This window comes from Pantoea sp. SoEX, from assembly GCF_009829945.1.
GTDB lineage: Bacteria > Pseudomonadota > Gammaproteobacteria > Enterobacterales > Enterobacteriaceae > Pantoea_C.
Genome location: NZ_SZZT01000001.1, coordinates 97,892 through 123,334, shown reverse-complemented (window position 1 = coordinate 123,334; position 25,443 = coordinate 97,892). Strand labels below are relative to the sequence as shown.

The following is a 25,443-nucleotide window of genomic DNA, read 5'->3' as shown; positions in this document are numbered from 1 at the left end:
TAAAACTATAATTCATTATTTAATTTGTAATTTGTATTTTGTATTTCTTCTACATTTTGTATTTCTTCTACTGGTTCAGCAATACGTTGAATACCAACTACTCTTTCATTTTCTACAGTACGAAGTAAAATCACTCCTTGGGTATTTCTACTTATTATATTAACCTCAGATACTCTTATACGAACTAAAGTACCTGCATCAGTTATAATCATAACTTGATCGTTATTAACTACTTGGATAGCTCCTATCACCAAGCCATTTCGATTAGTTACTTTTATTGATATTACACCCTTTGTTGCACGTGATTTTATTGGATATTCATCATGTGCAGTTCTTTTTCCATAACCATTTTGTGTTACAGTAAGGATAGAACCTTCTTTTTTTCTGGGAATTATTAAAGAAACAACTCGATCACTTTCTATCATTTTAATACCGCGAACTCCTGAAGCAGCTCTACCCATAGTACGTACTGAAATTTCTGAAAATCTAACCACTTTACCTAGTGCAGAAAATAACATAACTTCATCTTTTCCATAAGTAAGTGCAACACCAATTAGTTCATCGTCTTCTTGTAAATTAATTGCAATAATACCTGTTCCACGTGGACGACTAAATTCTTTCAATGAAGTTTTTTTTACAATTCCATTAGATGTTGCCATAAATATATTAACACCTTCAGTATATTCACGAACAGGCAGAATAGCAGTAATTCTTTCATTAGTTTCTAAAGGAAGTAAATTTACTATTGGTCTTCCTTGTGATATCCGGCTAGCTTCAGGTAATTGATATACTTTCATCCAGTATAATCTTCCTTTACTAGAAAAACATAAAATAATATCATGAGTATTAGCTACTAATAAACAAGAAATAAAATCTTCTTCTTTAATACGAGCAGCTGACTTTCCTTTTCCTCCTCGCCGTTGAGCTTCATAGTCCCTTATGGGCTGATATTTAACGTAACCATGATGCGATAAAGTAACTACAACATATTCCCTATTGATTAAGTCTTCTGTATTAAGACTAAAATTATTTGTCATAATTTCTGTGCGACGTACGTCACCAAATTGATCACGAATTATTTCTAATTCTTTACTCAACACATCAATTAAAACGTCAGATTTATTTAAAATACTATTTAATCTTGATACTTGATTAAGTAAATCTTGGTATTCATTTATTAATTTATTAAATTCAAGATTAGTAAGTTTTTGAAGACGCAAATCTAAAATAGATTGAACTTGTTTTTGTGTAAGAAAATATTGTTTTTTATTACCAATGATTTTTTTTTCAAACGTATCTAACAATACGAAATTACTATTGATTTCTTTTAAAAGAGCTTCAATAATGTTAAAATCCCAAATTTTTAAAGACAAATTTGACTTAGCTTCTACTGTTGTATTGGCTTTTCGTATTAAAGTAATTATCGAATCCAAATTAGCTAATGCAGTTAATAATCCCTCAAGAACATGTATGCGCTCTTTTGCCTTATCAAGTTCAAATATAGTCCTGCGAGTAATAACTTCTTTTCGATGATCTAAAAAAGCTTTTAAAATTTCTTTTAAAGACATTATTTTTGGTTGACCATTGCATAAAGCAACCATATTTATACTAAAAGAAGTTTGCAATTGTGTTAATGAATATAGATTATTAAGTACAATTTCAGCTACTACATTACGTTTTATTTCAAGTACTATACGCAATCCATCTTTGTCTGATTCATCTCGTAATATACTTATTCCTTCTATGCGTTTTTCTTTTATTAATTCTGCTATCTTTTCAACTAAATTTGATTTATTTGTTTGGTATGGTAGTTCATAAATTATAATCATTTCTCTACCAGTTTTTATATCTAATTCTATTTTACTTCTAGCTCTAATATAAATTTTTCCACGCCCAGTATTGTAAGCTTGTTCAATTCCTTTTTGACCATTAATAATACCTGCAGTTGGAAAATCTGGTCCTGGAATATAATCCATAAGTTCTTGAATAGAAACGTTTTCATTTTTTATATACACTAAACAACCATTTATCACTTCTCTAATATTATGAGGCGGTATATTAGTTGCCATACCAACCGCGATACCAGAAGAACCATTTATCAATAAATTAGGTATTTTGGTTGGTAAAACTTTTGGAATTACATTAGTTCCATCATAATTTTGAGTAAAATCTACTGTTGATTTTTCTAAATCAGATAGCATTTCATGAGTAATTTTAGACATCCTTACTTCAGTATAACGCATTGCAGCTGCAGAATCACCATCTATTGAACCAAAATTACCTTGGCCATCTATTAACATATATCGTAAAGAGAAAGCTTGTGCCATCCTTACTATAGCATCATAAACAGCAGAGTCTCCATGTGGATGATATTTTCCTATAACATCACCAACTACTCTAGCAGATTTTTTATAAGGTTTATTCCATTCGTTACCTAGTTCTTGCATAGCATAAAGTATACGACGATGAACTGGTTTTAGACCATCTCTTACATCAGGTAAAGCTCTACCAATAATAACAGACATTGCGTAGTCTAAGTAAGAATTTTTAAGCTCTTCTTCAAGGCTAACTGGTATTATTTCTCTTACAGGACCATCCATTGAACTATTATTCCTTACTATTTAAAGCGTTAGTTATAAAATGTAAAACAAAAATTGAAACTAGCTTTTATTGTTTTAGTATAATTAATTTTAATAAATATATTATCGCTAATAATCTCCGTTTCCTATGCATGATATCAAATAATGACTAAAATTACTATTCCTAGTTTTTGATTATTGAACTTATATCATATTAAATATTTTTGAATTATTAGTTTATTAATTTATCTTATTTATAAAAAATAAACGGCGAGTTTGTAAACCCACCGTTTATATAATACGTAGTAAATCATCTGTTTATTAATAATAAACCTGCTAGCAATCCTACTATAGCTCCAATACCTACACCATGCCATGGCTTTTCGCGCAAATAATCATCCATACAATAAGCAGTTTTTTTTATACGAGAATAGTAATCATTAGATGATTTATTTACACGATTTGTCACATCATGTAAAACTTTTTCTGCTTTCTTTTTTAAATCAATATATTTTTGGTCAGATAAATCTCCTGATGATTTTAATACTTCTTCTAACATATCAGTCATTAGTGCTAAGTCATCAATTATACTACCATCAGAAGATACAGATCGTTCAGAAGATGTAGATCGTTTTAACATTGTTACCTCCTCGGTAAAATTGTCAGCACTTTTAACTATCATATAATATAAAAATTGTAATATATTGGAAATGATTTAAAATACTAAATGTATAATTTAAATAATATCATTAAATTAAAATAATATCATATATTATGATAGTAGTTTTAATCAAAAATTCAAATACAAATTGATGAGGTAATTATTATGAAATGGGATATTTATTCTTACAAATGAAATTATTTTTTAGAAATAATTTTTGATTTTTATCAGAAAAATTGTATAATGCCAAATTGAAACAATATTAGAGAAGTTATATTGTGGAAAAATTTATAATAAATATACTTAATTTTTATATTATCAATCTTAATTTCAATTAATAGATCATAGGATGTATTGATTGAATTAGATTTATAAGTGGTTTGGGATAAATTCCTAATAAAATAGTTAAAAAAGTATTCGTTATTAATATAATACCTAAAGGAGTGCAAATCCAGTTATTTGATATATTAGCATTTTTTATTTTAGGTGAATATTGATATAAACTTAATGTTATTCTTAAATAATAGTAAACACCGATCACACTACTTATTATAATACCACCTGTCAGCCACCATAGATGTGTTGCTATACTTAGAGAAGTAATATAAAATTTTCCAATAAACCCTACTGTCATTGGAATACCAGCTAAAGATATCATCATAATAGTCATTATTATACATAAAATAGGATTACTCCAAAATAAACCACTGTAATGTTGAATTAAATCAGTATCACTGCTGTTGTTCTTATAATTTTCCCGAGATATTAGAACGATCACTCCAAATATTCCTAGAATGCCTATAATATAACTAACAATATAAATTTGAGAAGATTCTAAAGATAATTTATTAGACTGTACTGTAATCAAAGATATTAATAAATAGCCAAAATGAGAAATTGATGAATAACCCAATAATCTTTTTATGTTTTTTTGAAACATGGCCATAATATTACCCAATACAATTGACATAAGAGCTATAATAACTAAAATATGAGTTATTTTTGTGCTGTTTGTAATAGGAATATAAATAAATAGACGTGTAAATACGCTAAATATGGAAATTTTACCCACAGTAGACATAAAAGCAGAAATAGATGCAGGAGCACCTTGATAAACATCTGGCGTCCAAAGATGAAATGGTATTAAGGATAATTTAAATGCAATAGTTGTTATCACCATAACAAAACCGATTAATAATAATGGTTCTTTTATCAAATTAGAAATTATTTTTTCTCCAATTAATAAAAAATTAAAACTACCACAACTAGTGTAAATTAAAGCCATACCAAAAAGTAACAAAGAAGAAGCTACTGCCGATAAAATAGTATATTTTATCGATGCCTCAATAGATAATTTTTTTTGAAAATCGTAACATATTAAACCAAATAAAGGTAATGATAGTAGCTCAATTCCTAAGAATAAAGTAATAAAATTATTTGTGCTAGATAATATAATAGCTCCTAGAGTTGAAATTAACAATAATATGTAAAATTCTTCTTTGTTATCTATAAAACTATTTAACCAAATATATCCTAAAATAGTAATATATAAACTTGATATGATTATTAACGTAATATAAAAAATAGAATAACTATCTGCACATAATAAAGACATTATATCAATGTCAGAAACTTTACTTACAAAGTACAGAGATGAATAAGATAAACCTAAACAAATACACGTTAAAAGAACAGTAAATAAGTGATTACGTTGCCAGGAAATTAAAATTAATAAAATAAAAATTGTACTTCCAATAATTATTAACGGCAACGATGCTATTAATTGATTAGGAACTATTATCATGATAAATCATAGCCTTGTTGTTGGAACTGAAATAGCTAACCATTTCTGAATATTATGTATTGGAACAAACGAAGTATCCAAAATAGGCTGCGGATACATGCCTAATAATACTAATAAAACAGCTAATATGCTAATAGTAACAAATTCATTAAATGATATTTTTAGTAAAATACCATCTAAGTATGATGTTCCATAATAAATACGGTAAATCATAACCAATGAATAAATTGAAGAAAATACTAAACCAAATGTTGCTATAATAACAGAGATTGGAGCTGTTTTAAAACTACCAGTTAAAATTAAAAACTCACCTATGAAATTTCCTGTTCCAGGTAAACCCAAATTAGCAGCCATAAAAAATAATGATAAACCAGGAATCCAATTTATTTTAGACCATAATCCAGCCATCTTAGTTATATCACGGGTATTTGTCCGTTTATACAGTTGACCAAATAAGATAATCAGTGCTGCTGATGAAATACTGTGAGATATTGTTTGAATAATTGCTCCCTGAATTGCTAACTCACTATGATTAGCAATAGCAATCATAATAAAACCCATATGGGAAATAGAAGAAAAAGCAATTAAACGTTTAATATCAGTCTGGGAAAAAGCCATCCAGGCTCCGTAAAAAATACTGATAATTCCTAAGCATATCTCAATGGGAGCAAATTCAGATAATACATTTGGAAACAAAGGTATACTAAATCTTATTAGACCATAAACAGAAGTTTTTATCAATATTCCTACTAAATCTATAGAACCGGAGTTAGAAGTTTGACTTTGCGTATCTAATAACCAACCATGAAATGGTACTATAGGTAATTTTATAGCAAATGCAATAAAAATACCTAACATTAAAATATATTCTATATTATGAGACATAGAAGTTTTTAATAATTGTTCATAATTAAAATTCCATACTCCAGTTGATTGATAATAAGTAAAAGCTAAACCAATAATTGCTACTAACATAAATAAACCAGAAATTTGAGTATATATAAAAAATTTAGTAGCTGCATTAACTCTTATTTTAGTAGTAGAAGCTTCATTACCCCAAAATGAAATAAGAAAGCACATAGGAATTAACATAATTTCCCAAAAAAAGAAAAATAAGAACATATCGATAGAAAGTAAAACACCAATAATACCGCCAATAATCCACATCAAATTTAAATAAAAAAATCCCTGATACTTTTTATTTTCATTCCATTCACATAATACTGAAAGGATGCCTAGTAGTCCGGTTAGCATTAACATAAGTAAAGAAATCCCATCTAATGCTAAATTGAAATTAATACCAAACCGTGGAATCCATTGTAAGCAAAAATGCAGTTGCCACTGAGTAATATTAAGTGGTTGAATAATAGAATAATTAGTTTCTTTCCATAATTGTACAGAAACTAATAAAATTGATATTGTAGTTAACAAGGCAATAAAACGAGGAATTTTGAAATTTAAAAACCCCGATAGGCAACATAATATGCCACCAATAAAAGGAATTATAACAAGAGAAGGTAATAACACGGAGTATATTCCTTTATAAGTTATCTGCAATTTATTTTTTTATGTTGATGAAATGTTAAAATTTACATTTAATATCAATCAAACCATAAAAATTAAAATAATTATAGCTAACATCCCCATACTTAGAGATAAAATGTACCATCGTAAATAACCGTTTTCAATTATCAATAAACCTTTATTAATTAAACATAAAAGTGATCCTAAATAATTTAATAAAATATTCAAAGGATCTGGTCTAATAATCGACGCAATTAATAGATATGTCTTAACAAATAATTTATCATAAATTAAATCAAAACCCCAACCTTTATGCCATAAAACATAAATAAAATTACCTAAATAACTATTTGTTATTCTGTTTATTATCATATTATATCTATTTGAATGTAAGATAGCAGCTATTAAAATTCCAATAAAAATTAATATGCTAGAAATTATTTCTAATATCCATGTACCGGTTTCATTAAAGTTGTTCTCTGGAAACACCTTGTCTAAAGGTGGAACACATAATGCACCAATACATGTTGAAAGTAATAATAAAACAATTAATGGAATATAATGATTAATACTTGTATTCTGTTGTACTTTTATTTTTTCTTTGCCATGAAATATAGTAAAAATCATACGAAATGTATATATAGATGTTAATAATGTACCAAATAAACAAATTAACATTAAAGTAATATTATTAGTAGCTAACGTGGTAAATATAATATTTTTTTTACTATAAAAACCTGCAGTAATTATAGGAATAGAAGATAAAGAAGCGCCACCTATTAAAAAACAAATATATAAAAAAGGTAAATTTTTCTTTAAACCTCCCATTTTAAAAATATTTTGTTGATGATTACAAGATGTTATTAGAGATCCTGCTGACAAAAATAATAACGCTTTAAAAAATGCATGAGTTATTAGATGAAAAATAGCAGCTTTCCAAGCTGTTAAACCCAATGCTAAAAACATGTATCCAATTTGGCTCATAGTAGAATATGCAAGAATACGCTTAACATCAGTTTGAACTATAGCAGAGCAGCTTGCTAAAATTAAAGTAATGGCACCAATTATACTTACCAAATTTAATACTTCTGGAGTCAAAAGAAATAAATCGTAGGTACGAGCAATCAAATATACTCCTGCTGTAACCATAGTTGCTGCATGAATTAATGCTGAAACTGGTGTGGGACCAACCATAGCATCAGGTAACCATGTTTGTAGAGGTAATTGTGCTGATTTTCCTATTGCACCAGCTAATAAAAGTAATGTAATTATATGAATTATGTAATCGTTATTAGAAAATTTTGAAATTACTAAATGCGATATTTCAGAAAAATCTAATGTCCCCATTTGATTAAATACAATAATTAATGCAACTATTAAAAAAATATCTCCTATTCTTGTAATTATGAAAGCTTTTAGAGCTGATTGACAATTTTTTAATTGATTATAATAAAATCCTATTAGGAGATAAGAACAAAAACCTACACATTCCCATCCAAGAAACATAAGAAGTAGATTATCAGCTAATATTAGTATAATCATACTAGCAATGAACAGATTAGTATATGCAAAGAAACGAGAATAACCTTCTTTTCCTTGCATATACCATGATGAAAACAAATGAATTAAAAATCCTATACCAGTTACTACTGATAGCATCGATAAAGATAAACCATCTAATATTAATTTAACACTTATATTTAATTTATTTACGTGTATCCAATTCCATAAAAATTGAGAATATGATGTTTGATTATGTAGAAAAAAATCATATCCTACTAATACTGTTATAATTCCTGATAACCCTATTGAACCTACTCCAATTAATGCCGATATTCTGTCTGAATAATAACCATTAGAAAAAGATAATAACAGAAATCCTAAAAATGGAAATATGATGGTTAAATATATAAGATTCATCCTCTCATCTCACTCATAGAATCAACATTCAAAGATCCATAGCGATGTAATTGAATTAAAAGTGCTAAACAAATACTAGCTTCAGAAGCAGCAATACTAATTGCCATTATGTACATTATTTGACCATCAATATTTCCCCAAAAACTACCTGCAAACACTAAAGCTAATGCAGCAGCATTTATCATTATCTCTAAACCAACTAAAATAAATATTAGATTTCTACGTATCATTAAAGTAGTCAATCCGATTAAAAATAATATAGTAGCAAGGATTAATCCATGTTGTAAATTGATCACGAAAACACCTTATTGATTTTTTTTGCCAAATTTATTATTTACGGAATAATTTTTCTTTGTTATTTTTTCGACCAATATGTAACGAAACTATTAACCCAGCTAAAAGTAGTACTGAAATTAATTCTACTAGTATCATATATCGACCAAATAAATTAATACCTATTTCTTTTAAATTAAATATTTTGTTACTAATATTTGTATTTTTATTATTTAATATGGAAATTATGATTATAGCCAGTAATAAAATAGATACAATAATTGGAACAATCCATGTAGAAGATTTTAACCATTGATGTTCTACTTCTTTTTTAGTAATTTTTCCAAGATTCAACATCATGATTACAAAAACAAATAAAACCATGATTGCACCAGTATATATAATAATCTCTAATGCACCAATGAAGTAGGCTCCTATTAAAAAATAAATGCAAGCAATTGATATGAAAGAAATAATCAAATATAATAACGTATATATTGGATTAGTATTAACAACAGCACATAAAGTAGTAATTATTGCCAGTGCGCTAAAAAAATAAAATATAAATTCTTGCACCTATTACTCCTTAAGGTAATAAATTTTTTACATCAATAGGAATTTCTTCTTCTTCAGCCTCACCTTTATTTTTTCCCTTAATTGTTATACCTGTCATTCTATAAAAATTATAATTTGGATATTTTCCAGGACCAGAAATTAATAAATCATCTTTTTCATAAACTAATTCTTGCCTGTTAAATTCACTAAGTTCAAAATCTGGTATTAGCTGAATTGCGGTAGTTGGACAAGCTTCTTCACATAAGCCACAAAATATACATCTTGAAAAATTAATTCTGAAGAATTTTGGATACCAACGTCCATCAGAAGTTTCATTTTTTTTTAAAGCAATACATCCAACTGGACAAGCAACTGAACATAAATTACAAGCAACGCAGCGCTCTTGTCCATCTGGATCACGAGTTAATACAATTCTTCCTCTATAACGTGGAGATAAATATACTTTTTCTTCGGGATATAACTGAGTTTCACGTTTCGAAAAAGCATTCATACTTGTTAAAAATATACTACGTATTATCGTTCCTATACCAACAATAATATCTTTTAAATTCATGTTATTATCCTTTATTAACCGGTATAAAGAACTAATGCAGCAGTTGTTAATAAGTTAATTAAAGTTAAGGGTAAACATATTTTCCATCCAAATGATAATATTTGATCATATCTTGGACGAGGTAATGAACCGCGTACTAAAATAAACATTGTTATACAAAATATCGTCTTAATACCAAACCATATACAAGGTAATAAAAATGGTCCATGCCAACCACCTAAGAATAAAGTTACTATTATTGCAGAAATAGTAGTCATCGCTATATATTCACCAATGAAAAACATTCCAAATTTCATTCCTGAATATTCAATATGATAACCACCAGCTAATTCTTGTTCAGATTCGGGTTGATCAAAAGGAAAACGATGACAAACTGCATTGCCAGCAATACAAAAAGTTAAAAATCCTAAAAACTGTGGGATAATATTCCATAAATTTTCTTGATATTTAACAATATCACACATATTAAATGAGCCACATTGAATAACTACACCCATAATAGATAAACCAAGAAATATTTCATAACTTAAAGTTTGTGCAGCAGCTCTTACAGCACCAAGTAAAGAGTATTTATTGTTACTTGACCAACCGGCAAATAATACACCATAAACTGATAATCCTGCCATCATCAAAAAAAACAATAAACCAATATTTAAATTAATAACTATCCAATTAGGCGAAACAGGTATTATTGCAAAAACTAATAATATAGAAATAAAAGAGATAATTGGCGCTATTACAAAAAATATTTTATCAGAAAATGTTGGAAGCCAATCTTCTTTAAAAAGAATTTTGATCATATCAGCTAATAACTGTAATGATCCTTCCCATCCAACGCGATTAGGACCATAACGATTTTGAAATAAACTCAATAAACGACGTTCATAAAAAATGATAGAAGAACCCAAAGAAAGTAATATAAAAAAAATTACAATAGCTTTAAGTATGTGTGATATTATATTTGTACTGTCTATAAATATATTACTCATTACTCTACTATCCGTAAATCTTGTATTTGTTTATTTATCAAAAATAATGGTATTCCTGGCATACCTATGGGTATACCTAATAGACCAGGATGTAAAGTAGAAGAAAGTTGTATCTTAAAACGCCATTTTTCATTGATACAATTGAATTCCACCATATTTCCTTCGTTAAAACCCAGTTTAATTGCATCTCTGGTGTTAAATGTTAATACACGTTTAAATTTTAGATTACTCAATATTGAAGAATATTGAAACATTTCTTTACTTGATATAAAGTGATAAATTGGTACTAAACGCATACCATTACTAATAGATTTATTAAATTTAAACCATGCAAGATATTTTTTACCATCATTTTGAAAAATTCTTATACCAGGATCACCATTATATAGATTTCCTCCTATTGGATCTTGAAATTTATTCCAAGCTTGATTAGAATTCCATCCAGGTGACCAAACAAAAGGAATTTGTGAACATGGTCGTCTTGATTCATTATTTCCTTCCATAGAAAAGGCAAACATAGTGTTAGAATCCTGAGGTTGACGTGGTTCATGTACACTTATATCAGCACGCACTGCTGTACGACCACTAGCTCGAAATGGGATACGTGCTAATTTTTGTCCATGAACTCGAAAATTAGAATCAGGAGCTGCGTATTTAATATCTTTTAGGTGTGGTAATTCTTTAATTATACAATCAATTACATCATCCAAATTCTTCCAATTTAATTCTGTTTTTTGAATTTTGCTATAAATAGCATGTAACCAATACCAGCTAGTAGGCATTATAACCTTATTATTATAATATGCAGGATCGTATACCTGGAAAAAACGTTGAGCCCTTCCTTCATTGTTAATTACAGTTCCACTACTTTCTGCATAACTAGCAGTTGATAGTATTAATCCAGCCTTTTTTGATGTCCAAGTATTTTGGTGATCTATAACAATCACATTATTAGGATTAGATAATACAGTATCTATCAAAGATTTAGGTGCATATCTATATAGGTCTTTTTCCATTACTAATAATAAATCAGCTTCACCTTTATTAAACTGTTCTAAAGAAGTTTCTAAATCGTTACCACCAATTAAGTTAATTCCAATGCTATTCACATTACTAACTAGTAATGTGATTCCCACTTCTCTTCCTTTATATTTCAAAGCTGTAGCTATATTAGCTGCTGCTTCTATAATTTCAACAGAACCAGAATGAGTTCCCGATATAATTAATGGTTTTTTAGCATTAATTAAAACTTGTGCTATTTGACATACTTGATTTTTGAGATTATAGTTTCCTAAATCATCAAAAGGTGCTTCTGAAAATAATGCGTGAGCCACAGCAAAACCAAAACGTGCTTGATCTTCAATAGTTGCATAACAACTCCAAGTAGCTAAATCATCAAGTCCAGTTTTTTCAACACAAGTTAAAAATAATGGATATTTATTATGTTGGCCGATATTATAAACTGCTGATGAATGCCATTCAGGTATTTTATTTTGCTCAGCTATTTCCTTTCTTTTTTTCTTTATGGCTTGACGTATAGAAAGAGCAATACGAGTCCCTACTTGACTAACGTCTTCACCTAATATTAGTATAGCATCATAATTTTCAATTTCACTTGTAGAAGGAGTGTATATTCCTCCTTCACCAAGTATTTTTATTACAGTTTCAATGCATATTTTTTCATTTTTTAAATCACCGGTAGAAAAATTTTCATTTCCTACTAATTTTTTAAGCGCAAAATTACTTTCAATACTAGCACGGGCAGAACCAATCCCAATTATTCTTTTTGATTTTTTTATAATATCTACACTTTTATTAATTGCTTGTTCTAAGCTAAGTTTATGCCAGCTATGATCTTGTAGATACATAGGTTGGTTAGGACGATACTTGTTATTTATATGATCATAACTAAACCGTCCCATATCACAAATAAAATAATGGTTTATAGAACTGTTATAACGATTATCAACTTTACATATTTCACCATAACGTTCACCAATACTAATATTACAACCAATACCACAATGTTGGCATATACTTGGTGAAAATTGTATGTCCCATTTACGATTATATTTATTTAAGCTAGTTTTATCAGTGAATACACCAGTTGGACATATCTCAATTAAGTTTCCAGAGAACTCACTCTCTAATATTTTACCTTCCTCACAACCGAAATAAATATTATTATTTACTCCATAAACTCCTAAATTTTTACCATCGGCATAATCATTATAGTAACGTATACAACGATAGCAAGTTATACAACGGTTCATTTCATGAGATATAAATGGACTTAAATCTTGATTTTGATATGTGCGTTTTTTGAAACGATAACGACGTATTTTATGTCCAGTCATAACTGTCATATCTTGTAAATGACAATTACCACCCTCTTCACAAACAGGGCAGTCATGAGGGTGATGTATCATTAACAGTTCTATGATATTTTTTCTAAATTGTTTTGCTTCATTATCATTTATTGAAATAATGTTGCCATTACAGACTGGGGTCATACAAGACATCACAAGACGACCAATTTTATCCTCAGAATTTTGAAATTGCTTGATAGCGCATTGGCGACAAGCTCCAACGCTTCCAAGTGCTGGATGCCAACAAAAATAAGGAATATCAAAACCAATAGATAAACAAGCTTGTAACAAGTTGTCCTTTTCGTTTACTTTATATTTTTTGCCGTCTACATGGATTATAGACATAGTGACTCTCTTCCATAAATATTATTAGATAAGTATTCATAATATTTTTACAATACATTATAGAACTGTATTTATATTTAAAGTATTTGGTATAATACCATTAATAGATTTGGTGTTGCTGAAAGATTTTAATAAAATGCCTTCTTCAAATTCTTCACGAAAATACTTTATTGCACTTTGTAAAGGTTCTATAGCACCAGGAGCATGTGCACAAAAAGTTTTTCCTGCACTTAATTGATTGCAAATTTGTTGTAACATTTCTATATCTCCTGGAATACCTTGTTTGTTTTCTAAAGCGCGTAAAATTTTTACGCTCCATGGTAAACCTTCACGACAAGGAGTACACCAACCACAAGATTCTCTAGCAAAAAATTCTTCAATATTAATTAGTAAAGAAACCATATTGATTTTATGATCTATAACCATAGCCATTGCAGTTCCTAAACGACTACCAGCTTTGTTAATACTAGAAAATTCCATAGGTAAGTTCAAATGTTTTTTAGTTAAAAAATCTGTACTTGCACCTCCTGGTTGCCAAGCTTTAAAATGTAAACCATCTGACATTCCTCCTGCATATTCTTCAAGTATCTCCTGTGCTGTAATCCCAAAAGGCAATTCCCAAAGTCCAGGATTTTTAACTCTTCCTGAAAAACCCATTATTTTGGTACCAGTATCTTCACTATTAGAAATGTTCTTATACCAATTCACACCATTAAATACAATAGCTGGTATATTTGATATTGTTTCAACATTATTCACACATGTTGGTTTGCCCCATAATCCTATATTAGCTGGAAAAGGTGGTTTAGCTCTAGGATTAGCACGTCTTCCTTCTAAAGAATTAATTAATGCAGTTTCTTCTCCACATATATAACGACCTGCACCTGTATGTAAAATTAATTCGAAACTAAAATCAGTACCAAAGATATTTTTACCTAAAAAATTTGCTTGATTTGCTTCAATAATAGCCCGACGCAAGTTAACTGATGCTTCAATATATTCACAGCGTAAAAAAATATAACCTCTATAAGCTTTTAGTGCAAAAGCAGTAATTATCATTCCTTCAATTAACTGATGCGGCATTTGTTCCATAAGTAATCGATCTTTATAAGTTCCCGGTTCCATTTCATCAGCGTTGCATATTACGTAGCGTATCTTAAGAGATTCGTCTTTTGGCATTAAACTCCATTTAATTCCTGTCGGAAAACCAGCACCACCACGTCCTTTTAAACCAGATTCTTTAATTAAAGATATAATTTCATCAGGAGACATAGATTGTAAAGCTTTTTTTGCACCCATATATCCATTTTTATTACAATAATCATTAATCCATATTGGTTTTTTATCAGCGTGTAATCTCCAGGTTAAAGGATGTGTTTCAGAAGTATAAATAATTTTTTTTTTCTTCATTGGTATTTTTCCAACATAACATCTATATCTTCTATTTTTAATCTAACATATGTTTCTTCATCTATCATAATAGTTGGTCCTTTATCACAATTTCCTAAACAACAAACAGGTAATAAAGTAAATCTATTATCTAAAGTAGTTTTACCAGGTTTAATATTTAATTTTTTCTCCAATTTTAGTTTAATATCCATATATCCGTTAATATAGCAAACTACACTATCACAATAACGTATTATGTGACGACCAACAGGTTTTCTAAATATCTGACTATAAAAAGTTGCTACACCTTCTACTTCACTATAGGAAATATTTAGTATCTTCGCTATATCTCTAATTCCATCATCACATACCCAACCTCTTTTTTTTTGCACTATTTTTAACGCTTCTATACATACAGCACGACTATTTTCGTAAAAATTTTTTTCTTCTTCAATAGAACAATATTCTTCTTCACTTAATATGAATAATTCTTTTTGATTAATCATTTTTACTGGTATTATTTTATTAGACATAACTATCTATCCACATCTGACATAACGAAATCTATACTACCTAAATAAACAATTAAATCCGATATTATGCTTCCACGAATTACCGAAGGTATTTGCTGTAGATGAGGAAAACTAGGAGTCCTTATTCGAGTACGATAACTCATAGTACCACCATCACTTATTAAATAATAACTATTAATTCCTTTGGTAGCTTCAATCATTTGAAATGATTCGTTATCAGGCATAACAGGTCCCCAGGAAACATGAAGAAAATGCGTAACAAGAGTTTCTATGTGCTGTAATGTTTGTTCTTTAGGTGGTGGTGTAGTAAGGGGGTGATCTGCTTTAAATGGTCCTTGAGGCATATTTTTTAAGCATTGATCTAAGATAGATAATGATTGCCATATTTCCTCTATTTTTAAAATTATTCTTGTATAGGCATCACTAATTCCAGAACCAATTGGAATTTCGAAATCAAAGTATTCATATCCTGAATAAGGACGCCATTTTCTAACATCAAAATCAAGTCCAGTTGCTCTTAATCCGGTACCAGTAGTACCCCAAGATAATGCTTCTTCTTTGTTGTAAACAGCAATACCTTGTGATCTATTTATTAATATTTTATTTTTTAATGCAACTAAACTATATTGCTTTATTCTTTTAGGTATCCATTCCAGAAAATTTTTTAAAAGAAGTTCCCAGCCTTTAGGCAAATCATTAGCTAATCCTCCTATACGAAACCAAGCTGGATGCATGCGAGCACCAGTAATAGCTTCAATTATATCATAAATTTTTTGACGATCTGTAAATGCTAGAAAAACAGGAGTCATAGCACCTACATCTTGAATAAAAGTTGAAATACACAATAAATGACTATTAATACGAAAAAGTTCAGAAAGCATAATACGAATTACATTCACACGTTCTGGTACAGTAATTCCAGCTAATTTTTCTACTGCTAATATGTAAGGCATTTCGTTAATACATCCGCCTAAATATTCAACTCGATCAGTATAAGGAATATAACTGTGCCAAGATTGACGTTCTCCCATTTTTTCTACACCACGGTGATGATAACCTATATCAGGAATACAATCTACAATTTCCTCACCGTTTAATTGAAGAAAAATACGAAATGCACCATGTACTGATGGATGGTTAGGACCCATATTTAAAAACATAAAATCTTCGTTATCATTTCTCCGCTTCATTCCCCATTCTTCTGGTTTGATGGTAAGAGCATCCATTTCTAAATCTTCTTGTTTTTTCGTAAGAACAAAAGGATCTGATTCAGTAGCACGTGCTGGATAATCTTTACGTAAAGGATGTCCTTTCCATGTTTGTGGCATAAGAATTCTAGTAAGATGAGGGTGACCATCAAAGACAATACCAAACATTTCCCATGTTTCGCGTTCGTACCAATTAGCGTTAATAAAAATATTGGTAATAGTAGGGAGACGTAAATCCTCTTCAAATATAGCTACCTTTATGATGATATCTTTATTGCGTTCAATAGATAATAAATGATAAAAAACACAGAAATCAGCATTAGGTAAATTATTTCTTTTAGAACGTAACCTTTCGTCTATGCCATGTAAGTCATATAGCATTAAATATTGTCCAGGAACATTTCTTAAAAATTTAATTATGTTTAACAATCTATCTTTTTTAATCCATAATACCAAAGATCCAATATTAGTTGATTGTATAGTAAAACAATCCGATCCGAATTCATTATGTAAGTCATTAATTATAGGATCATATAAATTATTATGATTTTGCCACAATGGTGGTATTAGGTTGTATTTGGATAATTTTGTCATAACCCACTATTTTAACCTATAAATTATAAGTAATAGGATTATATTATACTTAAAATCAAACGTTAATTATAATACAATTTTGTTTTAAATTGTATTAGGAGATCTTAAATTGATAATTGAAATATTTTCCTGTTTTTTTGTTTTTTTTTCTGAGTTCATATTAGCGCGATAAATGCCTTGATCACCTATTTTCCATGATAATGGACGTCGTTCTTTTTCAATCGATTTTTGAAGTAAATTCAATGCATGTATATATGCTTCAGGCCGAGGTGGACATCCCGGAATGTAAATATCAACTGGTAAGAATTTATCAACACCTTGCACTACAGAGTATATGTCATACATACCACCAGAATTAGCACATGAACCCATAGAAATTACCCATTTTGGTTCTAACATTTGGTCATAAAGACGTTGAATTACTGGTACCATCTTTATAAAAGGCGTGCCCGCAATAACCATAAAATCAGATTGACGTGGTGATGAACGTATTACTTCAGAACCGAATCTTGCTACGTCGTGCACTGCAGTGAAAGATGTAGCCATTTCTACATAACAACAAGAAAGTCCAAAGTTATATGGCCAAAGTGAATTTTTTCTACCCCAATTAACGATATTATTTAAAACATTCTTAAGTCTTCCCATGTAAACGTTGCGATTAATACTTTGTCTAATAGGGTCACTAACTTTTTGTTTCTTCAATAGAGGATAATGATCATTCTCATTGCTATTTTCATTTATTTTAGTTAACGTGTATTCCATAATTAGTTCTACCTAATACTTAGATATTTTATGTTATTGTTTTTTTATAGAATAATATTTCTATTATTTAAATGCTATTTTAAGTATGAATTAAGGATATTTTTTAACTAAATTTAATACTCCAAACTTTATAATATAAATTAAACTTAATAAAATTGTTACAATGAATATTGTAGCTTCTATAAAACCAATCCAACCATTCTCTCTTACTGAAACAGCCCAAGCGTATAAAAAGAGTGCTTCAACATCAAAAATTACAAACAACATAGCAATTAAATAAAAATTAATGGATAATTTGATATGCGTATTACCCACAGAATTAATACCGGATTCAAATGGAATATTTTTACAACGACCACTAGATCTACCACCTAAAAACCAGCTTATAAATAGTATTAAAAAACAAAAAATAAAAGCAGTGGTAACAAAAGAAGCAAAAGCCCAATATTGAGCTATTATTTCAGTATTTGTTGACATATTATTGTTTAATTAACTCCTATTATTTATAATCTATTAAAAAATTTTATAGTACTTTTAAAAAACTAACTTAACTATATATAAAAATATGTAATCAATACTTAAAGTATAGTAATTTGACATTATATTCTATTTATAAAGAAATTTTAGAATGATATATTTAAAAATTATCCAATAAAATTTGATTGTATTTAAAAAACTAATTTGTATAAAAAACAAAATATAAATAAGTTATTAGTTATTACTTTTTAAAATTTAAATATATTCAACTAAAATTTTAATCATATTAGTAATATGAATTAGTAATGAATATTTAATAATTGCATACATTTATTTAAATATTTTTATTTTTATTATATAATAGTACTTAAGTAATGTTACTGTAAATTATGGTATAAAATATGTGAAATAGACAAAGCATAATTTATTATTAATATGAATGAGTAAAAAATCAGTTTCTTAACTTTTTTGTTAATAGTAAGTAGATTGGTATTGTATTTACTATAAAAAATAATTTTATTTTAATTATCCATAGTTTAACTAATATTAAAAATATGGTATATGATGTAATAACTATCTCTTAATAATTAAATTAATAAGTTGCATTCCGAATAATTAAATATAAATAGTTGATATTTATTCATTGAATCTTCAGCAAAGATATAGAATAAGTGAGTAAGCAAGATTGTGTTGTATTTATTATCAGAGAAACATCAAAAAATAATACTTATTTTAATCAAAGTTATCAAAATATAATCATGTAAATATAATTTATTGCTAATAGAACAGAAAAATATTTATTATGGTTGCATAATAATCAATGTATCTTATAAATAAGACTGTAATATTTCAAATATTTATGAAATTATACGAGAATGTTTTATAAAAGATATATTTATGGATTTTAATGTTATTTTGAAGTTCCATTATTAACTTTACAAAGTTAAATATTATTTATAATAAGGTTATTATTCAAATTTTTCCTAGTATTTATAAATAAAATGTGTTCATGTATTTCAAATAAATAATAAATTCAATTTTTTACTATTACACCATTTATTACTAATCTAATGAAATGTTTAGAAATTGTTTTAGTTAAATTAGATACTATATTTTAAAAATTTATAGGAAATTATTCTTAACAAATTATATTTGATCTAATCATGAATTTGTCTTCTATCATTTATAACTAAATAATAAATTAAATAGTAATAATATAAGATAATTACTTATATTGATTTTTTATATAAAAATTGAATATAAGCAATGAATATTTTCTGTTAAAGGTAAGTTTATTATGTTGAATAAATTAATATTAGTTCTTAATTGTGGTAGTTCTTCAATTAAGTTTACTATAATGAATTCTATTAATGGTGATAAATATATTTTTGGTTTAGCTGATTTATGTTACTTTTCCAAAATAAGAATTATATGGACGTCTAATTGTCAAAAAAGAGAAGAAATATTAAATCCTAGCATTACATATAAAGAAGTACTGAAATTTATTATTGAAAACATCTTAAAAAAAGAAACAAAAATATTAAATAAAGTTGTTGGTATAGGACATCGTGTAGTACATGGTGGTAAAGACATAATTAATTCTGTTATAATAAACCAAGAAGTAATTAAAAGTATTAAAAATGCTACTGCATTTGCACCTTTGCATATTCCAGCACATTTAATCGGTATTGATGAAACAATGAAAAATTTCTCTCACTTGATTGATAAAAATGTTGCAGTATTTGATACTACTTTCCATAGAACAATGCCAGAATCTTCTTATTTATATGCTTTACCTTATAGATTTTATAAAGATCATGGAATAAGACGTTATGGAGCACATGGAATAAGTCATTTCTACATAATGTTAAAAACAGCAAAAATATTAAGAAAAACAAAAAAAACACTTAACATAATTAGTTGTCACTTAGGAAATGGAAGTTCAATATCTGCAATTAGGAATGGCATATGCGTAGATACCTCAATGGGATTAACACCATTAGAGGGGTTAGTTATGGGTACCCGTAGTGGTGATATTGATCCAGCAATTATATTTTTTTTATTTAACACATTAGGCATGAATATATCTGAAATAAATAGATTGCTAACAAAAGAATCAGGTTTATTAGGTCTCACTGAAATCACAAGTGATTGTCGCTATATTGAGGAAAATTATAAAATAAAAGAAGAAGCAAAACGTGCTATGGATGTATTTTGTCATCGTATAGCAAAATATATTGCTAGTTATACTACCTTAATGCACGGTAGAATTGATGCATTAGTTTTTACTGGTGGAATAGGTGAAAATTCAGCTATGGTACGTTATTTCGTATTAAAAAAATTAAAAATCTTAAATTTTAAAATAGACTGTAAACTTAATTTACTTAATAGATTTGGTCGTTGTGGGTATATAAATAAAAAAAACTATCGCGCAACATTAGTTATTCCAACCAATGAAGAATTAATAATTGCTAAAGAAACCACAAATTTAATAAAATAATTTTTTTGTTTGTTTAATTATAATTAGACAAAATATCGTAGTTTTTAATATAAAAATTTAAGGAATAAATATTGTCACGTGCTATTATACTTATACCAATTTATGAAAATGTTGGAATTCAAAGTGTAAGTTTAGGACTACTTCATGCTATAGAACAATTAGATATTAGAGTTAAATTTTTTAAACCAATTGTTCAAAATGATAGGTATGATAAATCTAACGATATATTTAGTAAATATCATTTGGTTTCTGTTAATAACTCATTAAAAATAAAGGTTGTTGAATCAACATTAATTTCTAATAACAAAGATATTTTAATAGAAGAAATTATTGCTAAATATCATCTTAAATCACAAAATACACAAATAGTTTTGATTGAAGGTTTGCCTATAAAATATCAATTTTCTAACTTATTAAATTATGAAATTGCTAAAGCATTAAACGCAGAAATAATCTTTATATTGTCAATCAGTGATAGTAATTTACTAAAAGTAAAAGAACATATTAAATTAATTTCTAATAGTTTTGGAAGCATAAAAAACAAAAATATAATTGGTCTTATAATTAATAAAATAAATTCTCCTGTAAATAAATACGATAATATATATTATGATATTACTGGAATAAATTACAGCATAAATTTAGACTTAAATAAACAAAATAATTATATTAAAAAAATAAATGAAAATGCTCCTCTACCAATTTTAGGATGCATTCCATGGAATAACGATCTTATTTATATTAGAGCGTTAGATGTATGTAATAATTTAAAAGCCAATATTATTAACAGAGGTGAAATTGCTACTCGTAGAATAAAATCAATTCTTTTTTGTTCTTGTAACCTATCAAATATAATAAGATATTTACATAGTGGATCATTATTAGTTACTTCAGCAGACAGATTAGAAGTAATAATTGCAATATGTTTAGCAATTATGAATGGATTGAAAATTGCTGCAATTTTACTTACTGGCAGTTGTAAAATGAATAAGCAAATAATTAAGTTATGTCAATGTACTTTCCAAACTGGTATTCCAATATTTACAGTGAGTTCTAATACTTGGCAAACATCTATTAATTTACAAAAATTGAATATGAAAATACCTGCTGATGATGTATATCGTATAAAAAAAACACAAGAACATGTTGCTAATTATATTAATTCTCATTGGCTCAATTCACTCACTTTGGATTATAAACGTATTTATGATTTGTTATCTCCTCCTGCATTTAGATATCATTTAACTCAATTAGCAAAAAAAGCAAACAAATGTATTGTATTACCCGAAGGAAACGAAATACGTACTATGAAAGCAGCAATAATTTGTGCTGAGAGAAAAATAGCAAGTTGTATTTTATTAGGATCTATAGATGAAATAAAAAATACAGCTCTATCAGGAGGTATTAATTTGAATAGTAGTATTAAAATTATTGATCCTATTGCAATAAAAGATAATTATGTATCAAGACTAGTTGAATTACGTAAAAATAAAGGAATGACAACATTAGCAGCAAAAGAACATCTTAAAGATAATGTAGTATTAGCTACTATGATGCTAGAGAATGATGAGGTAGATGGATTAGTATCTGGAGCTGTTAATACAACAGCTAATACAATAAGACCATCATTACAAATAATAAAAACTGTACCTAATACTTCATTAATTTCATCAATTTTTTTTATGTTATTACCAGAACAAGTTCTTGTATATGGTGATTGTGCAATAAATCCAAACCCAAATCCTATGCAATTAGCTGAAATAGCTATCCAATCAGCTGATTCAGCTAGAGATTTTGGTATTAATCCACTTGTTGCTATGATATCTTATTCAACAGGCAATTCAGCATGTGGAAGTGACGTTGAAAAAGTACGCAAGGCAACAATAATAGCTCAACAAAAGCGGCCAGATTTGATAATTGATGGTCCTTTACAATATGATGCAGCGCTTATTAAAGAAGTTGCAAGATTTAAAGCGCCAAATTCTAAAGTAGCTGGTAAAGCAACAGTGCTAATTTTTCCAGATCTTAATACAGGAAATACTACATATAAAGCTGTACAACGTTCAGCTAATTTAATTTCCATTGGTCCCATGTTACAAGGAATACGAAAACCAGTAAACGACTTGTCTCGAGGTGCTTCTGTAGATGATATTGTATATACTATAGCTCTGACTGCAATTCAATCTGATAAATTGCAAAATAAAACAATTATCAATGAAGATATGACATTGTAGAAATTATATACCGTTCCAACGTTTAAATAAATCTTTAGGTAATATAATATCAAATTGATCAATAATACGATTGACTGTTTGGTTTATTATTTGGTCTATATTTTTGGGATGATGATAAAATGCTGGAACTGTAGGCATAATAATAGCACCTAGTTTAGAAGCTTTTAACATCATTTTTAAATGTCCGAGATGTAAAGGAGTTTCTCGTAAACACAATACTAACTTACGGTTCTCTTTAAGTGAAACATCAGCAGCTCGCGTTAATAATGAATCGCTATTACTATTAACAATATTTGAGAGCGTTTTAATTGAACAGGGTAAAATTACCATACCAATAGTTTTATAGGAACCTGATGAAATATTAGCTGCTATGTTTTGAACATCATGTACTATATCTGCTAAATTTTTTATGCTACATAAATTTAAATTGCTTTCTATTTTTAATGTTTTATAGGAAGAATGACTCATTATAAGATGTGTTTCTAAATAGTCTAAATTTTTTAACACTTGAAGCATGCGTAAACCATAAATAATACCACTAGCTCCTGAAATACCAATGATAAGTCGTTTCATAGATATACCTCAAAATTTAAATGTAAAATTAATAATTTTATTTATTTAGTTATAACATTTAATTTTCGTCATTATATAGCTCAAGATTTTCTGCTTCATGATGTAAAATTATTTTACTTTTTTTATCATTTATAAATTGTAAATTACTTAAATAACTCTCATCAATATCTTTCGTTATGTAAACACCATTAAAAACTGAACATTCAAATTGGGTAATATTAGGATTTTCTTCGTTCACTGCTTCAATGAGATCATTAAGATCTTGGAAAATCAATTCATCTGCTTTAATTAAAGTGCAAATATCTTCTGTTTTTCTTTTATAAGCTATTAGTTCCTTTGAACTAGGCATGTTAATGCCATAAAAATTTGGAAATCTTATTTGTGGAGCAGCAGAAGCTAAGTAAACATTTTTAGCACCAGCTTCTCTTGCCATTTCTATTATTTGTTTCGAAGTGGTACCTCTTACAATTGAATCATCTACTAACAGTACATTTTTATTAATGAATTCTGCTCTATTAGTATTTAATTTACGTTTTACAGCGATTTGTCTTATATTATTTTCTGGCATTATAAAAGTGCGACCAATATACCTATTCTTTACAAAACCTTGTCTATATGGTTTGTTAATAATATGAGCTATTTCTAATGCAATATCAGTAGAAGTTTCAGGAATTGGAATAACAACATCTATATTCAAATTTTTCCATTTTTGGGAAATTTTTTTCCCTAGTTTAGTTCCCATTCTTACTCTAGCACTATAAACTGATATTTTATCTAAGAAAGAATCTGGTCTTGCAAAATACACATATTCAAATAAACAAGGGTTGTTTTGTGGATTATCAGCACATTGACAATTAAATAATTGACCTTGTTGATTAATGTATATTGCTTCTCCTGGTAAAATATCTCTAATAATAGTAAAACCAGTTATATCTAATGCTACACTCTCAGAAGCTATCATATATTCAATACGGTCTTTAATAACACGTCTTCCTAAAATAAGTGGGCGAATTCCATGTGGATCTCTAAATGCTACTATTCCGTGACCAATGATCATTGATACTACTGCATAAGCTCCTCTTATTCTCTTATGTACAGCATTAACTGCTTTAAATATATGATTAAATTCTAATAAAGAATTATGTTGAAAATTGCTTAATTCTTGAGCAAAAATATTTAATAAAATTTCAGAATCTGAATTTGTATTAACATGGCGTCTACTTTTTTCAAATAAGTATTTGCGCAATTCATGAACGTTAGTTAAATTACCGTTATGTGCTAAAGTAATACCATAAGGGGAATTGACATAAAACGGTTGTGCTTCTGAAGCACTTGAACTTCCTGCAGTAGGATATCTCACATGGCCGATACCTATATTTCCTTGTAAATATTTCATATGTTTTTTTTCAAAAACATCTTTTACTAAACCATTAGCTTTTCTTAAACGAAAACGATTTAATCTATCAATAGTACAAATACCTGCAGAATCTTGTCCTCGATGTTGTAGCACAGTCAATGCATCATATATACACTGGTTTATTGGAATAAAACCAAAAATGCCAACAATACCACACATGATA

General features: G+C 27.9%; 18 protein-coding genes and 1 pseudogene. 2 read left to right on the top strand and 17 right to left on the bottom strand.

What is annotated here, in order from left to right; genetic code table 11:
• Window positions 1-62 precede the first annotated feature (62 nt).
• From gyrA to ndhC, 15 genes and pseudogenes are all read right to left on the bottom strand, one after another.
• Window positions 63-2,600, bottom strand: a pseudogene (gene gyrA / locus FD726_RS00520) (DNA topoisomerase (ATP-hydrolyzing) subunit A); the annotation flags it as partial.
• A 289-nt stretch (window positions 2,601-2,889) separates the two neighbouring features.
• Window positions 2,890-3,219 (bottom strand): DUF883 family protein, encoded by a 330-nt coding sequence (locus tag FD726_RS00515; protein WP_159989636.1) that lies wholly within the window; start codon window positions 3,217-3,219, stop codon window positions 2,890-2,892.
• Between the two features lie 355 nt (window positions 3,220-3,574).
• Window positions 3,575-5,044 (bottom strand): NADH-quinone oxidoreductase subunit NuoN, encoded by a 1,470-nt coding sequence (gene nuoN, locus FD726_RS00510; RefSeq protein WP_159989635.1) that lies wholly within the window; start codon window positions 5,042-5,044, stop codon window positions 3,575-3,577.
• 6 nt (window positions 5,045-5,050) lie between these two features.
• Window positions 5,051-6,571, bottom strand: coding sequence for an NADH-quinone oxidoreductase subunit M (gene nuoM / locus FD726_RS00505; protein ID WP_159989634.1), 1,521 nt, complete (start codon window positions 6,569-6,571; stop codon window positions 5,051-5,053).
• Between the two features lie 78 nt (window positions 6,572-6,649).
• Window positions 6,650-8,488 carry an NADH-quinone oxidoreductase subunit L gene (gene nuoL / locus FD726_RS00500; RefSeq protein ID WP_159989633.1) on the bottom strand — a complete coding sequence of 613 codons (1,839 nt, stop codon included), beginning with the start codon at window positions 8,486-8,488 and terminating at the stop codon, window positions 6,650-6,652.
• Window positions 8,485-8,784, bottom strand: a complete 300-nt coding sequence (gene nuoK / locus FD726_RS00495) for an NADH-quinone oxidoreductase subunit NuoK (RefSeq protein ID WP_159989632.1) — start codon at window positions 8,782-8,784, stop codon at window positions 8,485-8,487. Before nuoK ends, nuoL begins: the two co-directional genes overlap by 4 nt.
• A gap of 34 nt (window positions 8,785-8,818) precedes the next feature.
• Window positions 8,819-9,337 (bottom strand): NADH-quinone oxidoreductase subunit J, encoded by a 519-nt coding sequence (gene nuoJ, locus FD726_RS00490; RefSeq protein ID WP_159989631.1) that lies wholly within the window; start codon window positions 9,335-9,337, stop codon window positions 8,819-8,821.
• Window positions 9,338-9,347: 10 nt separating this feature from the next.
• Window positions 9,348-9,890, bottom strand: a complete 543-nt coding sequence (nuoI, locus tag FD726_RS00485) for an NADH-quinone oxidoreductase subunit NuoI (RefSeq protein ID WP_159989630.1) — start codon at window positions 9,888-9,890, stop codon at window positions 9,348-9,350.
• Between the two features lie 14 nt (window positions 9,891-9,904).
• A complete protein-coding gene (gene nuoH, locus FD726_RS00480) occupies window positions 9,905-10,879 on the bottom strand; it encodes an NADH-quinone oxidoreductase subunit NuoH (protein WP_159989629.1) in 975 nt (324 codons plus the stop codon).
• Window positions 10,879-13,593 (bottom strand): NADH-quinone oxidoreductase subunit NuoG, encoded by a 2,715-nt coding sequence (gene nuoG / locus FD726_RS00475; protein WP_159989628.1) that lies wholly within the window; start codon window positions 13,591-13,593, stop codon window positions 10,879-10,881. Before nuoG ends, nuoH begins: the two co-directional genes overlap by 1 nt.
• A gap of 57 nt (window positions 13,594-13,650) precedes the next feature.
• Window positions 13,651-15,003, bottom strand: a complete 1,353-nt coding sequence (gene nuoF, locus FD726_RS00470) for an NADH-quinone oxidoreductase subunit NuoF (RefSeq protein WP_159989627.1) — start codon at window positions 15,001-15,003, stop codon at window positions 13,651-13,653.
• Window positions 15,000-15,515: an NADH-quinone oxidoreductase subunit NuoE gene (nuoE, locus tag FD726_RS00465; protein ID WP_159989626.1), complete on the bottom strand. Its 516-nt coding sequence runs from the start codon at window positions 15,513-15,515 to the stop codon at window positions 15,000-15,002. The genes nuoF and nuoE overlap by 4 nt, the downstream gene beginning before the upstream one ends.
• 2 nt (window positions 15,516-15,517) lie before the next feature.
• Complete coding sequence (gene nuoC, locus FD726_RS00460; protein WP_159989625.1) at window positions 15,518-17,317, bottom strand: NADH-quinone oxidoreductase subunit C/D; 1,800 nt, start codon at window positions 17,315-17,317, stop codon at window positions 15,518-15,520.
• A gap of 84 nt (window positions 17,318-17,401) precedes the next feature.
• Window positions 17,402-18,079: a NuoB/complex I 20 kDa subunit family protein gene (locus FD726_RS00455; RefSeq protein ID WP_159989624.1), complete on the bottom strand. Its 678-nt coding sequence runs from the start codon at window positions 18,077-18,079 to the stop codon at window positions 17,402-17,404.
• 90 nt (window positions 18,080-18,169) lie between these two features.
• Complete coding sequence (gene ndhC, locus FD726_RS00450) at window positions 18,170-18,556, bottom strand: NADH-quinone oxidoreductase subunit A (RefSeq protein ID WP_159989623.1); 387 nt, start codon at window positions 18,554-18,556, stop codon at window positions 18,170-18,172.
• Between the two features lie 1,297 nt (window positions 18,557-19,853).
• On the opposite strand from ndhC, the gene FD726_RS00445 reads away from it, so the two are divergent.
• Window positions 19,854-21,056: an acetate kinase gene (locus FD726_RS00445; protein ID WP_159989622.1), complete on the top strand. Its 1,203-nt coding sequence runs from the start codon at window positions 19,854-19,856 to the stop codon at window positions 21,054-21,056.
• A gap of 71 nt (window positions 21,057-21,127) precedes the next feature.
• Complete coding sequence (gene pta / locus FD726_RS00440; RefSeq protein WP_159989621.1) at window positions 21,128-23,290, top strand: phosphate acetyltransferase; 2,163 nt, start codon at window positions 21,128-21,130, stop codon at window positions 23,288-23,290.
• A 3-nt stretch (window positions 23,291-23,293) separates the two neighbouring features.
• On the opposite strand, the gene FD726_RS00435 is transcribed toward pta, so the two are convergent.
• Both FD726_RS00435 and purF read right to left on the bottom strand, forming a co-directional pair.
• Window positions 23,294-23,863 (bottom strand): UbiX family flavin prenyltransferase, encoded by a 570-nt coding sequence (locus FD726_RS00435; protein ID WP_159989620.1) that lies wholly within the window; start codon window positions 23,861-23,863, stop codon window positions 23,294-23,296.
• Window positions 23,864-23,921: 58 nt separating this feature from the next.
• On the bottom strand, window positions 23,922-25,439 hold the full coding sequence (gene purF, locus FD726_RS00430; RefSeq protein ID WP_159989619.1) for an amidophosphoribosyltransferase: 1,518 nt from the start codon (window positions 25,437-25,439) through the stop codon (window positions 23,922-23,924).
• Window positions 25,440-25,443 lie beyond the last annotated feature (4 nt).